16 protein-coding genes, 1 tRNA gene and 1 pseudogene are annotated in these 13,679 nt (G+C 61.8%); 12 read left to right on the forward strand and 6 right to left on the reverse strand.

Annotated elements, in window-relative coordinates:
- Position 1 precedes the first annotated feature (1 nt).
- Positions 2–496: a YbaK/EbsC family protein gene (locus BLT09_RS05400; RefSeq protein WP_091591224.1), complete on the forward strand. Its 495-nt coding sequence runs from the start codon at positions 2–4 to the stop codon at positions 494–496.
- Here BLT09_RS05400 and BLT09_RS05405 read toward each other — a convergent pair.
- From BLT09_RS05405 to BLT09_RS35460, 4 genes are all read right to left on the reverse strand, one after another.
- Positions 464–820: a hypothetical protein gene (locus BLT09_RS05405; RefSeq protein WP_091591226.1), complete on the reverse strand. Its 357-nt coding sequence runs from the start codon at positions 818–820 to the stop codon at positions 464–466. The two genes, BLT09_RS05400 and BLT09_RS05405, sit on opposite strands and share 33 nt — an antisense overlap.
- Positions 821–988: 168 nt before the next feature.
- Positions 989–1,297: a BA14K family protein gene (locus BLT09_RS05410; protein WP_091591783.1), complete on the reverse strand. Its 309-nt coding sequence runs from the start codon at positions 1,295–1,297 to the stop codon at positions 989–991.
- 166 nt (positions 1,298–1,463) lie between these two features.
- On the reverse strand, positions 1,464–1,631 hold the full coding sequence (locus BLT09_RS05415; protein WP_023798133.1) for a hypothetical protein: 168 nt from the start codon (positions 1,629–1,631) through the stop codon (positions 1,464–1,466).
- A gap of 193 nt (positions 1,632–1,824) precedes the next feature.
- Positions 1,825–2,598, reverse strand: coding sequence for a class I SAM-dependent methyltransferase (locus BLT09_RS35460; protein ID WP_091591227.1), 774 nt, complete (start codon positions 2,596–2,598; stop codon positions 1,825–1,827).
- 240 nt (positions 2,599–2,838) lie between these two features.
- Between BLT09_RS35460 and BLT09_RS05425 the strand changes: the two genes are divergently transcribed.
- A tRNA-Thr gene (locus tag BLT09_RS05425) sits at positions 2,839–2,914 on the forward strand.
- 78 nt (positions 2,915–2,992) lie between these two features.
- On the opposite strand, the gene BLT09_RS05430 is transcribed toward BLT09_RS05425, so the two are convergent.
- Positions 2,993–3,229 carry a hypothetical protein gene (locus BLT09_RS05430; RefSeq protein ID WP_091591229.1) on the reverse strand — a complete coding sequence of 79 codons (237 nt, stop codon included), beginning with the start codon at positions 3,227–3,229 and terminating at the stop codon, positions 2,993–2,995.
- 256 nt (positions 3,230–3,485) lie between these two features.
- Between BLT09_RS05430 and BLT09_RS05435 the strand changes: the two genes are divergently transcribed.
- From BLT09_RS05435 to BLT09_RS05445, 3 genes and pseudogenes are all read left to right on the forward strand, one after another.
- The gene (locus BLT09_RS05435) at positions 3,486–3,812 is read left to right on the forward strand and encodes a hypothetical protein (protein ID WP_091591231.1); all 327 of its coding nucleotides are present in this window, start codon (positions 3,486–3,488) and stop codon (positions 3,810–3,812) included.
- Positions 3,813–3,964: 152 nt separating this feature from the next.
- Positions 3,965–4,242, forward strand: a pseudogene (locus tag BLT09_RS05440) (hypothetical protein).
- Positions 4,243–4,422: 180 nt separating this feature from the next.
- Positions 4,423–4,668 (forward strand): hypothetical protein, encoded by a 246-nt coding sequence (locus tag BLT09_RS05445; RefSeq protein WP_091591232.1) that lies wholly within the window; start codon positions 4,423–4,425, stop codon positions 4,666–4,668.
- A gap of 514 nt (positions 4,669–5,182) precedes the next feature.
- On the opposite strand, the gene BLT09_RS05455 is transcribed toward BLT09_RS05445, so the two are convergent.
- Positions 5,183–5,797: a TetR/AcrR family transcriptional regulator gene (locus BLT09_RS05455; protein ID WP_091591234.1), complete on the reverse strand. Its 615-nt coding sequence runs from the start codon at positions 5,795–5,797 to the stop codon at positions 5,183–5,185.
- A gap of 91 nt (positions 5,798–5,888) precedes the next feature.
- Between BLT09_RS05455 and BLT09_RS05460 the strand changes: the two genes are divergently transcribed.
- From BLT09_RS05460 to BLT09_RS05495, 7 genes are all read left to right on the forward strand, one after another.
- Complete coding sequence (locus BLT09_RS05460) at positions 5,889–6,995, forward strand: polyamine ABC transporter substrate-binding protein (RefSeq protein WP_091591236.1); 1,107 nt, start codon at positions 5,889–5,891, stop codon at positions 6,993–6,995.
- Between the two features lie 13 nt (positions 6,996–7,008).
- Complete coding sequence (locus BLT09_RS05465; RefSeq protein ID WP_091591238.1) at positions 7,009–7,896, forward strand: ABC transporter permease; 888 nt, start codon at positions 7,009–7,011, stop codon at positions 7,894–7,896.
- 2 nt (positions 7,897–7,898) lie between these two features.
- Positions 7,899–8,681, forward strand: a complete 783-nt coding sequence (locus BLT09_RS05470; RefSeq protein ID WP_091591240.1) for an ABC transporter permease — start codon at positions 7,899–7,901, stop codon at positions 8,679–8,681.
- On the forward strand, positions 8,678–9,742 hold the full coding sequence (locus BLT09_RS05475; protein WP_091591244.1) for an ABC transporter ATP-binding protein: 1,065 nt from the start codon (positions 8,678–8,680) through the stop codon (positions 9,740–9,742). Before BLT09_RS05470 ends, BLT09_RS05475 begins: the two co-directional genes overlap by 4 nt.
- 3 nt (positions 9,743–9,745) lie before the next feature.
- A complete protein-coding gene (locus BLT09_RS05480; protein ID WP_091591246.1) occupies positions 9,746–10,507 on the forward strand; it encodes an MBL fold metallo-hydrolase in 762 nt (253 codons plus the stop codon).
- Between the two features lie 484 nt (positions 10,508–10,991).
- Complete coding sequence (locus BLT09_RS05490) at positions 10,992–11,765, forward strand: NAD kinase (protein WP_023798144.1); 774 nt, start codon at positions 10,992–10,994, stop codon at positions 11,763–11,765.
- Between the two features lie 190 nt (positions 11,766–11,955).
- Positions 11,956–13,599: a DEAD/DEAH box helicase gene (locus tag BLT09_RS05495; RefSeq protein ID WP_208602479.1), complete on the forward strand. Its 1,644-nt coding sequence runs from the start codon at positions 11,956–11,958 to the stop codon at positions 13,597–13,599.
- Positions 13,600–13,679 lie beyond the last annotated feature (80 nt).

Below are 13,679 nucleotides of genomic sequence, written 5' to 3' on the forward strand. Positions count from 1 at the left end.
CATGAGCCTCCAATCCGTCAAAGCCTTCTTCGCCGAATATGCCCCCGACATCGAGGTGATCGAAACGCCGACAAGTTCGGCGACCGTCGCGCTCGCGGCCGAGGCGCACGGCGTCGAGCCGGGGCAGATCGCCAAGACCATCTGCCTGCGCGTCGGTGACCGGGTCATGCTGGTCGTCGCCCGCGGCGACGCGCGCATCGACAATCGCAAATCGCGCGATGCATTCGGCGGCAAGCCGCGCATGCTCGATGCCGAGCAGGTGGCCGAAATCACTGGCCATCCGATTGGCGGCGTCTGCCCCTTCGGCCTCGCCTCGCCGTTGCCGGTCTATTGCGACGTATCGCTGCGCGCCTACGATCAGGTCGTGCCAGCGGCCGGCGCAACCAATGCAGCGGTGAAAATAGGCGTCGAGCGCATGGCGGCGCTGACCGGCGCCGAATGGTGCGACATCTGTCAGGATGAGCTAGGCCCCGGGCACCGCGCTCTTGGTCGATAGGTCGTAGAAATCAAGCAGCATCGCCAGCCCAACTCCGCAGGCGGTGAAGATCAGGCCGGCGATGAAGATGCGGGTGGCACGTTCATGGACGCGTCGCTGTAGAGACGTTGTGTCGAGCAGCAACCGCAGCGCTCGTATCTGCAATGCAATGCCTATCAAAATCGGCACGACGGCTGCCAGGTGATAGATTTCCCAAGGGAGCGGGTTGGCGGCCCAATGCGTGATGAAGCCCAGCGAGAAAGCCAGTAGAATGCCGACGGTGGTGATCGTTCCGTTGCGGAAATCCGTCTCAATCTGCTCTTCCTTGGGTTCGTGCTCGTCCAAGCGTCCCTCTCCCTCTGGTGCCTTCACCGCCAGACTAAGCTGTCGAAAAATCCCTGTACATCCCTCGCTGGAACCGGTTGCGGTGCCGGTTCAATTTTGCAACCCAGACAGCTGAAAAAGGGGCAGTGGGTGCCCCTTTTTGCCTTGCCTGAAACGGTTCACCTCCCCTCAAAGCCGGCAGCGATGACGGTAGCCGTCGTAGCCGACATAGGTATCGGAGTACGGATCGTAGCTCTGATAGCGGTTGAGGCAGCGCCGGACGTGCCATGAGCCGCCATTTTCCTCGATGTAGACGGTGCGCGGCTGGGCGAGCGCGGTGCCGAGCAGGAAGCCACCGACGCCGGCGGCGATGCCGATGCCAAGGTACTTGTTGTGATGGTGCTTGTGATGGGCGGCCGAAGGCTGAACGGTGCCGGCCAGCATGGCGGCGGCGACAGTGGTCGCGATGAGGCCGGAAACGATGGTGCGCTTGAACATGACGATCTCCTTGCTGGAGAGGCGATCCATCCGCCTCTTAACCATCTGTCGTGGCAGCAAGGAAAAAGGTTCGACGTTTTTTTCGATTTTTCTGAACTGGGTTTGCGCCAGGCGCGCAATGACGACCGGCGAAGAGCGCCGGTTGGCAGTCCGGCGGCGGGAGGCCTCAGCCCATGCCGGTGATGTGGCGCAGCCAGAAGGCGAGCGCGATGAAGCCGATGATGGTGGTGACGCCGGTCCAGTCGACATTGGCGCTCTTCAAAACCTTGATGAGCTTCACCAGGAGAAACCAGGCCACGACGACGATCAGGGCAATGACGACAAGTCTGATCATGCGACACCCTCGCCTATGCGATTGCACCTTCGAACAATATAGGACGCCAATTGGCCGTTTTCAGGATGCCCGCGCCGGCAGCTCCGGCGCGCTTGTAGGCAAAACAGAGTTCATCTTTACTGGCGCAACAAATATGCTAACCGGAGCGCCGTGCCCTTGTAGCTCAGCTGGTAGAGCAGCGGTTCGCCAGATATCACTGACGTCTTTGCGGATGCTTTCGGATTGCAGCAAGCACCGCGCCGTCATCCAAGCTACATTCAACAGACCCTACCGCGGCCAGCGCATCAGTGGCATCCACCGAATCCCCACCCGGTCCAGGCCCTCTGATGACGAAATGTCCTTTCTCACATGTGAAGTCCCATTTGTGCAGCTGCTTGTAGGATTCCGTCTTGCCTTCGTTTTCAGCATGATAAAGCACGACGTAACCATCGGGCTTCGTGACGGAGAGCATCTGTTGTATTGCCTTGAGCGGACTAGCGGTGTGATCTATACAATTCTGTCCATGCACGATGTCGAAACTGTAATCGTCAAATTGCGCTCTAAGATTTTCGGCGTCACCAAAGACTGTTCGCACAAGAGGTTGGATCCCAAAATCTCTCAGAACTTGATCATATTCCGATGCCAGCAGGTCAGTTGCAGTAATCCTGATCTCTTTCGAAGCATGCACTTTGCCGAGCTTCGTCAAGGGGCCAGCGCCCACATCGAGTATGTAAACTGGGTTGGTCGTCAACCTATCGACATATCGCCCAACGTGATCCTGAATTGGTAAATTGGGGTCAAGACGTTCCTTGTAGTCCTCTGGCCAGAATGATCCCTGAGTGGAGAACCAGTGTCTCCAAAACAGAACTTCGTCCCTGAGCTGTTGGGATCGGCTGTCTCCCTCCAGCCAGCGCAGGATCTTTCGTCCGAGCCGCCGAGCCCTAGTCAACACCGATGTCGATCTTCTCAGAGACCCTTCTCTAGCCATGACAGGAATCCTCGCGGTGAAGAGGGTTTACGGTCCGCTCTGGCCACGACGACGACCGGGCAATGACGACAAGTCTGACCATGCGACACCCTCCGCCTATGCGATTGCAGTTTCGGCCATTATAGGAAGCGAATTAGCCGTTTTCAGGATGGCCACGCCGGCAGCTCCGGCGCTCTCTGGGCAGCCGAAAACAGAGTTTTGTCTTTACTGGCGCACCAAATATGCTAACCGGAGCGCCGTGCCCTTGTAGCTCAGCTGGTAGAGCAGCGGTTTTGTAAACCGAAGGTCGGCGGTTCGATTCCGTCCGGGGGCACCAAAGCCTGTCGTCTTAAATGAGGCCGGCCTTTCGGATTTTGCCGCGCTGCGCAAGGGGGGCGAGGGCTAATCGGGACCTCTAGATCCCATACATCATGGCAATGAAGAATACCGGTGCAAAGATCAGGAAGATCGCCATTACTATAATCACGGCGAGGGCCAGGCGCTCTGTTCGCCTGACGATTGCAACGACGTCGTCGTCGCTCGATGAAACAAGATCAACCGCCGAGAAATCTGTTGGGTCAGGAGTTTGATTGTCATTGGCGGGTCGGCTTGCGACCGCATCGGCATTCTGTTTGCTCTGGATAAGGGTCACAGTTCTCTCCGCCGTTAGGTGTCATATCGGGTGCCCGCCGATGAGTATACAGCGGGCACCCGGAACCACCGATGAAGGGACTTTGCTCGGCGGCCAAATACCAATCCCTTGCCAAGATCTTGGTTGCCAGCCTCAGCCCTCTGTCTTTAACGCACAGACTTCAGTCTTACTGCGTCATGGACCATAGCCCGGCGCCGGAACTAAGTGCCCGCCGGTCCCGTTGCCGACCAGTGATAATTGAGAATAGGAGATAGTCATGGCTGACGGTCCCACCGTTGTTAACTCAGGCGGAAATGGCGCCGGCACCGCTGTCGCCGTCGTTCTCGCTATTATCGCAATCGTGATCCTGCTGTTGTTCACCGGCGTTATCAACATCAACGGCGGGGGCACCGGAAAGGACGTCGACGTAAAGGTTGAAGCGCCTACGGTCGAAGCGCCCACCGTCGAAGCGCCAGCTGCGTCCGCTCCGGCTGAGCCGAGCGCACCTGCCCCAGCCGCGCCCGCTCCGGAGCCGGCAGCACCCGCTCCGGCAGCACCCGCTCCGGCAGCACCTGCCCCGGCAGCACCTGCTAACGGCGGCTGATTGTGACATCGGATATCGGGCCCGGCGGGATGCGCTTCCGGGCTTGATGAAAACGTTGACGGCCGTCCACACTCTGCAAAGCGGCCCACGCAACAGAAAGTCTTCGACGGAGTTTCAATCAGTTGCGGAGACCAGCAAAAGGAGGATCGCTTATGAAGGTGCTCGTCACCCTCATGGCCGGCATTGCAATGGCCGGATGCATCAGCATGGCCGCTGCCGATCCGTGGAAGGACGAGAGCGGTCATGGCAAATGGCAGGGCCGCTACCAAGACGAAGATGATTATGAGCGGAAGCGCGAACGCTACAGCTACAAAAAAGAATTTCGGCGCGGCAATTGCAAGATTGAGCGCAAGTGGGAGGGCATGAATACAAGGAAGAGGTGAAGTGCAAGCGCGGCTTCAGGAGGCCGGCTTACATCTATCGCTATTGAAAACAGACGCCGTCCGGGGGCACCAGTAAGAAACCGGCTTCTTGTGATTACGTGCCAGGGTCGGGCGAAATCTGCTCATCCCCGATTTCCACAGGCCGGGGCCGTAGCCCGTCAGCTTCAACGCATATATTCGCTAGCGGACCACAGGTATTCCCCTTGTGGAAACCATAGGAGTCGCCGTTGGAGCAGAAACGCACGATCGCACCGTTTATCGGCGGCATGTATGGTGGTCTTGCTGCCCTCGCGCTCGGGTTCGGTTTCCGCTTTCTGATGATTACCGATCCCGATCCGACCTCGCAGGCAACGATAGCCCTTGCGGGATTGGCCTTTTCGATCTGTTTCAGCCTGACCTTCCTTCGCGAGCATCGACGCCAGATCGCTGCCGCCAGGGAATTTCTAAGCCGCCCAAGATCGTATCAGGACTAATCCCCCGCGTTTCGCAAAGCAAAGCGCCCATGCCTCCGGTCCGGGGCATCAGAACCAACGGGATGCAGCAGGGCGATGCGGACCGGCCGGCATCTCCTGCTCCCGGCCATTTAATGCCATTCGATTAAAATGCCCCTGTGTATATTAGCAATCGCTCAATTTAGCGCGCCGACAATGTCCGGGCGGTGGGCTAAACAACGGGTGGTGTCATGCGAAGCGACTTCGCTGCAGCGCGCGAGCTCTTGGAGTGTGCCCAAAACCGGCTCTGCGGCATGGACGAAACCAGCCAGCGCGTCAGCGAGGCACTCGACTTGCTGATTGAAGAAATAGCCATCGCGGAATTCCGTAAGGCGCCACTGACCGTCGTGCCGTTTCCACGTGCGCGGCCACCCAGGCATGCTCGGTAGAACACCGCCGATGTAGTCAACAGCGGAAGTGCTCCCACCAGCGAAATTGAACCGGCGCGATTGCGGCTTAGCGGCGTCCGGGCCACCAGAAATCCCATCGGGAGCCCTCACGCCGCGATCGCCGCCACCAGAATCCGGTTCTGCCTTCGTATCGCGGCGCGCAGTTCGGCAATCCTCGCCCCGTCGCGCTTGACGAACTCGATGAACATCATGTTCATGTTGTTGAACACCAGCTCGCCGAGCGCCTGCCCGTCAATATCGCGGCGGACCAGGCCGATCGCCTGCAGCCGGGCGATCAGCGCGCGGATCTGCTCGGTCAGCGCCCGGTCGAGCGCCGTGTAAGCCTGGCCGAACGGGCTGTCGGGCAGTTGCGTCGAGATCGCCATCGCCTGCCGCCACATCTCCTTGCTGAGATAATGCAGCGAATGCTCGATATAGATGCCGAGCAGCGTATCGAGCGCATCGCCGACATTGGCCGGCGGGTTGGCGACGACGCCGCGCCCGGCATTGAGCACCTCGTTGACCTCCATCGAGACGATGGCGCCGAGAATGTCGCCCTTGTTCTGGTAATAGTTGTAGATCGTGCCGACCGAGACTTCCGCCTGCGCCGCGATCGTCTCGATCTTGGCGGCTTCATAGCCGGTGTCGCGAAAAAGCGCCGCCGCCGCCTCGATGATGCGGCGATGCCGATCCGCCTTTTGCCTTGCCCGCAATCCGCTCATGACGGCTATCTGCCATAAAAACGGAATTGACTCAATTTTAGAATTGGTTCAATTTTTTGCCAGAAGCCAGAAAGGCAAGGGAGAACACTCGATGACCATCAATCCAGACATCTCGAATCCAACGACCAGGAAGCCGCTTTCGGTTCTGAAGAGCCACCTTCACGCCGCGTGTGCAGCGACAGCGCTGCTGCTGGCGACGGGCAGCCTCGCCCAGGCTGCCGATCTCAACGCCTTGATCTGGTGCGATCACGCCGACCCGGCGCTGCTGCAGCCCTTCGAAGAGGCCAATGGCGTCAAGGTCAATGTCAAGGAATTCGAAGGCACCGGCGCCGGCATGGCGATTGTCGAGCAGTCGCAGCCCGGCGACTGGGACGTGATGGTGATCGACAGCATCGACATACCGCGCGGCGTCGAAAAGGGCCTGTTCGAGCCGCTGCCGGAAGACAAGCTGCCGCTGGCCGACCTCTTTCCCCAGGTGAAGATGGACAGCTCCACCGTGGTCGACGGCAAGCGCTACGGCATCACCGAAAAGTTCGGCTACAACACCATCGGCTACAACAAGACCAAGGTCGATCCGGCCGACATGCAGTCGCTGGCCGCGCTGACCGGCGACAAATACAAGGGCAAGGTCGCCATCTACGACTATTACCTGCCGGTCATCGGCATGGCGGCGCTGGCGATCGGCAAGAAGACCGCCGAGCTCACCGAAGCCGACCTTCCGGCCATCAAGGAAGAGCTGCTCAAGATGAAGGCCAATGCCAAGCTGGTCGGCGAAGTGACCGCCAGCCAGACCGCGCTGGCGACCGGCGAGGTCGACATTCTCGTCGGCGGCGGCGAATGGGTGACGGCCGGGCTGGCCAAGGAGAACCCTGCCCTCGACTTCTCGATTCCCAGAGAAGGTGCTGTGCTGTGGTCGCAGTCGCTGGCCATGTTCAAGGATTCCAAAAACAAGGACACGGCGCTAAAATTCATCCAGTACATCATGAGCCCTGAAGGCCAGGCGCGGCTTGCCACGTCGGCCTGCTATTGGGGCATGCCGGCGAATACCAAGGCGGCTCTGAGCGATGAGCAGAAGAAGATCCTGCGCTTCGACGAGCAGCCGGATTTCCTCGCCCGCGCCCAGCCCTACCCGGCGCCGGATGCCGATCTCGACAAGAAGATGCAGGACGTCTGGACCGAAATGCTGCAGGCGCAGTGATCGGTCGCCGGTCGTGAACTCTGCCACCAACAGCGGGCGTGCCCTGCCCCGGACGGGCCGCGCCCTGCCTCGGGCGGGCCGTGCCCTGCCCTGGGCGCTGGTCACGCCGGCGCTCGGCTGGACGCTGCTGTTCTTCGTGCTGCCGTTCGTCGCCATGGGGTTTTCCAGTCTGACGGCGCATGACGGCAGCGGCTTTACACTCGCCAATTACAGCCAGTTCTTCACCAACCCGGCCTATTGGCAGGCGATGGTGAATTCGCTGCAGGTTACAGCCATCGTCACAGTGATTTCGGTGCTGCTCGCCTACCCTTTCGCCTGGATCCTGGCCGAACAGGTGCCGGAACGCTGGCAGCGGCTGGCGCTGATGCTGGCGGTGCTGCCGTTCTGGACCTCCTATGTCGTGCGCTCCTATTCCTGGCTGCTGGTGCTGGCGCAGAACGGCGTGATCAACCGCGCGCTGACCGGCTCCGGCCTGTTCAGCGAGCCGCTGCAGCTCGCCAACACACGGCTGGCCACGGTCATCGGCTTCGTTCATTTCTTCGTCATGCTGTTGACGCTGACGATCTTCGCCAATCTCAAGCAGCTCAGCCCGAGCTACCGCAAGGCAGCCGCCGATCTCGGCGCCGGGCCGGTGCGCACGTTCCTGCATGTCGTCCTGCCGCTGACCTTGCCCGGCATCATGGTCGGCGCCTTCCTCACCTTCGTACTGTGCATCGGCGACTACATCACGCCGCAGATCCTCGGCGGCAACAACGAGCTTTTGATGCCGCAGCTGGTGATGATGCAGATCGGCCGGCGCGGCGATTTTCCGCTCGCCTCGGCGCTGTCGATCATCCTGATGGCGGTCGTCACCATCGCCTATCTCGCCTCCGCCCGCTGGCTCAAGATCGAGCGGGCCTGACCGTGCGCGCCCTTGTCCGCATCGTCTCCTGGTTTTACGCCGTCGCCATCTATGGCTTCATCTTCCTGCCGGTGGTCGTGCTGGTGCTGTTTTCGCTGCAGGCGACGTCGTTTCCGATCCCGCCATTCACCGGACCGTCGCTGCGCTGGTACAACGCCGTGCTCGCCGACACGCGGCTGACCTCGGCGCTGATCAATTCGCTGCTAGTCGCGGCCCTCTCCTCGGCTGCCGCCGTCACGCTCGGTTTCCTCTCTGCCTGGGGTTTTGCCCGTTTCGCGCTGCCGGGCTCGGCCCTGCTGCGCGGGCTGATCACGCTGCCGCTGACCGTGAGCTATCTCATCATCGGCATGGGGCTGCTGGTGCTGTTCAACTGGGCCGGCATACCGAAGTCGCTGCTTGCTGCCGGCATCGGCCATGTCGTAATCAACCTGCCGCTGTGCTTTGCCATCATCTACAGCCAGATGGGCGACCACCAGATCAACATCGAGCGTGCCGCGCGCGACCTCGGCGCGCCCGAATGGAAGGTGCTGCTGCTGATCACCGTGCCTGTCATGGCACCGGCGATCTTCGCTGGCTTCTTCCTGTCGATGACCTTCTCCTGGGACGAATTCGTGATCTCGTTCCTGCTGACGCGCTTCGACACGACGCTGCCGGTCGAGATCTGGAACCTGCTGCGCTCAGGCCTCAATCCCAAGACCAACGCCGTCGGCTCGCTGGTCTTCGCCGTCTCCATCGTGCTGGTGGTGTTTTTTGAACTGATGCTGTTGCGGAGGAAGCCGACATGACCGCGCCACTCGTCGATGTCCGCGCTGTCTCGCACCGCTTCGGCCCGCACACCGTGCTGAGAAACGTGTCGCTGCAAATCGAGCCGGGCAGCTACACCATCCTGCTCGGCCCGTCGGGCTCCGGCAAGACGACGCTTTTGTCCATTCTCGGCGGCTTCGTCACGCCGAGCCAAGGCAAGGTGCTGATCCGTGGCGAGGACTGCACCGCCGTGCCGCCGGCGAAGCGCCCGACGACGACGGTGTTCCAGGACTATGCGCTGTTCCCGCATATGAGCGTCGGCAGCAATGTCGGCTTCGGCCTGCGCATGCAAGGCGTCGATGCCGCAACACGGACCGCCCGGGCGCGCGATGCGCTGGCGCTGGTTGGTCTGGCCACCGCCTTCGACAAGAAGCCGCACCAGCTTTCCGGCGGCCAGCGGCAGCGCGTCGCGCTGGCCCGCGCGCTGGTCGTCGAGCCGGCCGTGCTGCTGCTCGACGAACCGCTCGGCGCGCTCGACCTAAAATTGCGCCGGCAGATGCAGGACGAGTTGAAAGCGATCCAGAAACGCGTCGGCACCGCCTTCATCCATGTCACCCACGACCAGGAAGAGGCGATGGCCCTGGCCGACCATTGCGTCGTGATGAATGACGGGTGCATCGAGGACGAAGGCCCGCCGGAGCGCGTCTATGCGCGGCCGGCGACGCGCTTTTCCGCGACATTCATGGGTGAGAGCACGCTGATATCGGGAACGGTGACGGCGGCGAAGCATGGAACAATCACAGTCGCGACCCAGGTCGGACCGCTTTCGCTGCCCGGTACAATGCCTGCTGGCGCTTCTGTCGCCCTCGCCGTCCGTCCGGAGCACCTTGTCCTCGGCGCAACCGGCGGCGCGGTAAGGCTCGGCACGGCCAAGGTGAGCGACGTGGTGTTTCAAGGCAGCTTCAAACGCGTGCTGGCTGTCTCCGAGAAAGACCCGGCGCTGCACTTCATCGCCAGGGTTCCCGCAGCAACGGTCGTCCAGCCGGGCGACATCTCTGCGGTTTCGTGCGAGGCTGGCGATGTCATCCTTCTGGCGAGCTGAGCAATGGGCACGCTTCCGATCATCGACGCTGCGAACTGGTATGAAGCCATCCGTATGAGCGATGGCGTGACGCTGATCCACGAGCCGTGGATCAAGCCGTTCTTCCGCTGCAACATCTGGCATGTGCGCGGCCGCGATCGCGATCTTCTGTTCGACACCGGCCTCGGTCATTTCAGCCTGCGGCGCCACGTCCCGCTGGTGACGGAGCGAAAACTCGTTTGCGTGGCCAGCCACACGCATTTCGACCATATCGGCTGCCACCACGAATTTCCGGACCGTTGCGTGCATGCGGCCGAAGCAGAAATCCTCGCCGACCCGCGCAATGAATGGACGGTCGCCGACCGCTACGCGACCGACGCCATGTTCGACGGAATGCCGCAGGGCTGGGATGCCACGCGCTACCGGATCCACCCGGCGCCGGCCGATCGTTTGCTTGGAGAAGGCGATTTCGTCGATCTCGGCGACCGTGCCTTCGAGGTGATCCACACGCCGGGCCATTCACCCGGCGGCATCGCGCTCTACGAGAGGAAGACCGGCATCCTGCTTTCCGGCGACATCGTCTATGACGGCCCGCTGATCGACGATGTCTATCATTCCGCTGTCGACGACTATGTCGAGACGCTGCTGCGGATGCGCGAACTCGATGTTGCGGTCGTGCATGGCGGCCACTTCCCGAGCTTCGGCAAAGTGCGCTACCGCCAGCTTATCGACGAGTATCTCGCACAAAAGCGGCAGGCCGGCTGCCATCTGCTGCAGGCGCGCTAAGCACCGGCCTCTCGTATCACGGGAAGTGCCTGGCGAATTCACAACGCCCGTTGCGGGCATGGCGTGCCGGCGGCATCGCCGCAGCGTGAAGCCGTTGGTTGGGGTCGCAAACTCGTCTGTTCCGACTGGCGCACCAGTTGGGCAAAGGCAAGCGCAAAACTTCCCAGCATCAAGACGATGACAATCAGGCGTGTTACCGGCAATAAATCGGTCCGACTAGCTGGCCCCACGCCGCCCATCCACTGCCGGCTAACATGGTCGATCCGGCTTTACGAGAGTTTAATTCCCGTCTTAACCATCACATTCGCTTGTCACTCGACACGATGCGCGAGCGGCAGGCCGGCGGCTCCTCCCGGCGCTGTTATTAAGCGGCGCCAGATGTCTCGCTTTGCAGATTTGCCAGCCCATGCTAACCCGGCGCTGGCGCGGCCCAAGCAACCGGTCGCCACCAACCGGTCGCCATCAACATCGCCATTGGGGAGCCATGAACAAAGCCGCCAGCCGCTTCGCCTTCGTCTCGTCCGACACCGCCGACGCCAAGGCGGCGCTGGAGAGCCTTTCGGCGCGCTATGGCCAGGCACCCATCGAGGATGCAGAGATCGTCGTGGCGCTGGGCGGCGACGGCTTCCTGTTGCAGACCTTGCGCGACACGATGAGCACGGGAAAAAAGGTCTACGGCATGAACCGTGGCACCATCGGCTTCCTGATGAACGAATACCGCGCCAGCGGTTTGACCGGGCGCATCGCCGCGGCCGTTGCCGAAACGATCCGTCCGCTGGAGATGCAGGCGGTCACGGCTGAGGGCGAAACGATCTCGGCGTTGGCGATCAACGAGGTTGCGCTATGGCGCCAGTCCTACCAGACGGCCAAGATCCGTATCACCGTGGACGGGCAAGTGCGGCTGGAGGAATTGAACTGCGACGGTGTGATGGTCGCGACGCCGGCCGGCTCGACCGCCTACAACCTTTCCGCGCACGGACCGATCCTGCCGCTCGACGCGCCGCTGCTGGCGCTGACCCCGGTCAGTCCGTTCCGCCCGCGCCGCTGGCGCGGCGCGCTGCTCTCCAACAAGTCGACCGTTCGTTTCGACATTCTGGAGGCGGAAAAGCGGCCGGTGAACGCCGCCGCCGACCACACCGAGGTGAAGGCCGTAACCTCGGTTACGGTGCAGGAATCGCCTACGGTAACAGCGACGCTGCTGTTCGATCCGAGCCACTCGTGGAACGAGCGCATTCTCGCCGAACAGTTCCGCTATTGAGCCGGCGCAGCGACAGCAGATCGATTAAGCATCGCGATTAAGGTTACGACTTCACAATCGTGCCGTCCCCCGCCTGTTTGTGTTGACAAATCGTGGGCTTGCGCCTACCTGCAATACCAATCTTGCAGGCGCGCGGCGCTTGCCGCGACCGCTTGCGTTGCGCCCCCGAACCAGCCAAAGACAGCCAAACTTGTCCTCAGACACCCAGATCGCTCAAGATGTGTTGACCTTCGCAGACCTCGGCCTGTCGCCGAAGGTCCTTTCCGCGGTTACCGACGCCGGTTACACCGAACCGACACCGATCCAGGCCGGCGCCATACCGCACGCCTTGCTCGGCAAGGATATTTTGGGCATCGCCCAGACCGGCACCGGCAAGACGGCCTCGTTCGTGCTGCCGATGCTGACCCGCCTCGAAAAAGGCCGGGCGCGCGCCCGCATGCCACGCACACTGATCCTTGAGCCAACGCGCGAGCTTGCTGCGCAGGTTGAAGAGAACTTCATCAGATACGGCAAGAACCACAAGCTCAACATCGCACTGCTGATCGGCGGCGTGTCCTTCGACGAGCAGGACAAGAAGCTGGAGCGCGGCGCCGACGTGCTGATCGCGACGCCGGGCCGCCTGCTCGATCATCGCGAGCGCGGGAAGCTTCTGCTCAACGGCGTCGAGATCCTGGTCATCGATGAGGCCGACCGCATGCTCGACATGGGCTTCATTCCCGACATCGAACGCATCTGCGAGATGATCCCGTTCACCAGGCAGACGCTGTTCTTCTCGGCGACGATGCCGCCTGAGATCACCAAGCTCACCGAGAAATTCCTACACGCGCCGGTGCGCGTCGAGGTTTCGAAGGCCGCGTCCGCCGCGACCAACATCATCCAGCGTCTGGTGAAATCCGGCTCGAAACCCTGGGACAAGCGCGAGACGCTGCGCAATCTGATAAAGGCCGAGGATGCGGAGCTGAAGAACGCCATCATCTTCTGCAACCGCAAGATCGAGGTCTCGGAGCTTTTCCGCTCGCTGCTGAAACATGATTTCGACGCCGGCGCGCTGCATGGCGACATGGACCAGCGCGCGCGCATGCAGATGCTGGCCAATTTCCGTGACGGCAAACTGCGCTATCTCGTTGCGTCGGACGTCGCGGCGCGCGGCCTCGACATCCCCGATGTCAGCCACGTCTTCAATTACGACGTGCCGATCCATGCCGAGGACTATGTCCACCGCATCGGCCGCACCGGCCGCGCCGGCCGCTCGGGCAAATCCTTCACCATCGCCACCAAGTCCGACACCAAATACATCGACGCGATCGAACGGCTGATTGGCAACAAGATCGAGTGGCATGACGGCGATCTGTCGACGGTCGTCGCCAGCGAGGGCGGAGAGGACGATGCTCCCCGCCGTGGCCGCGGCGCGCCGCGCCGCGCCGGCCGCAAGGACGATGGCAAGGAGAGGGGCGAACGCAGGCCACGCGAACGCCACGCCAAGCAAAGCGAAGCTGCAGCACCGGATGCGGCGCGCGAGGAACAGCCGGTGGCGGCCGAGACGGCGGTCGCCGATGCCGGTGAGCGGCGCGCGCGCAAGGAAGCGATCCGCTCGGAAAACACCGAGCGCCAAGCTTCCCCCGAACGCCAAGCTTCACCCGAACGCCAAGTTTCACCCGATCGCAAGGCTTCGCCCGATCGCCATCGCAACGAACAGCGCGCCCCGGAACGTGGCGACACCAGGCCGCAGCGCGACGGCAATCGCCCGGCCCGCCATCGCCAGGAAGACAACGATGGGACCGTCGGATTCGGTGACGACATGCCCGCGTTCATGCGCATCGTCGCCAAGGGCTGATCACAGCCAGAAATTGGGCTGATCACAGCAGAAATCCTCAAAGAAAAACGGCCCCTTGCGGGGCCGTTTTCATGTGCAAT

Source organism: Mesorhizobium muleiense, from assembly GCF_900099905.1.
GTDB lineage: Bacteria > Pseudomonadota > Alphaproteobacteria > Rhizobiales > Rhizobiaceae > Mesorhizobium > Mesorhizobium muleiense.

Coding starts and splice junctions, on each gene's coding strand:
- BLT09_RS05480 (WP_091591246.1), top strand. CDS start 9,746: ATGGGCACGCTTCCGATCATCGACGCTGCGAACTGGTATGAAGCCATC.
- BLT09_RS05415 (WP_023798133.1), bottom strand. CDS start 1,631: ATGATCAGACTTGTCGTCATTGCCCTGATCGTCGTCGTGGCCTGGTTT.
- BLT09_RS05435 (WP_091591231.1), top strand. CDS start 3,486: ATGGCTGACGGTCCCACCGTTGTTAACTCAGGCGGAAATGGCGCCGGC.
- BLT09_RS05400 (WP_091591224.1), top strand. CDS start 2: ATGAGCCTCCAATCCGTCAAAGCCTTCTTCGCCGAATATGCCCCCGAC.
- BLT09_RS05475 (WP_091591244.1), top strand. CDS start 8,678: ATGACCGCGCCACTCGTCGATGTCCGCGCTGTCTCGCACCGCTTCGGC.
- BLT09_RS05490 (WP_023798144.1), top strand. CDS start 10,992: ATGAACAAAGCCGCCAGCCGCTTCGCCTTCGTCTCGTCCGACACCGCC.
- BLT09_RS05410 (WP_091591783.1), bottom strand. CDS start 1,297: ATGTTCAAGCGCACCATCGTTTCCGGCCTCATCGCGACCACTGTCGCC.
- BLT09_RS05455 (WP_091591234.1), bottom strand. CDS start 5,797: ATGAGCGGATTGCGGGCAAGGCAAAAGGCGGATCGGCATCGCCGCATC.
- BLT09_RS05460 (WP_091591236.1), top strand. CDS start 5,889: ATGACCATCAATCCAGACATCTCGAATCCAACGACCAGGAAGCCGCTT.
- BLT09_RS35460 (WP_091591227.1), bottom strand. CDS start 2,598: ATGGCTAGAGAAGGGTCTCTGAGAAGATCGACATCGGTGTTGACTAGG.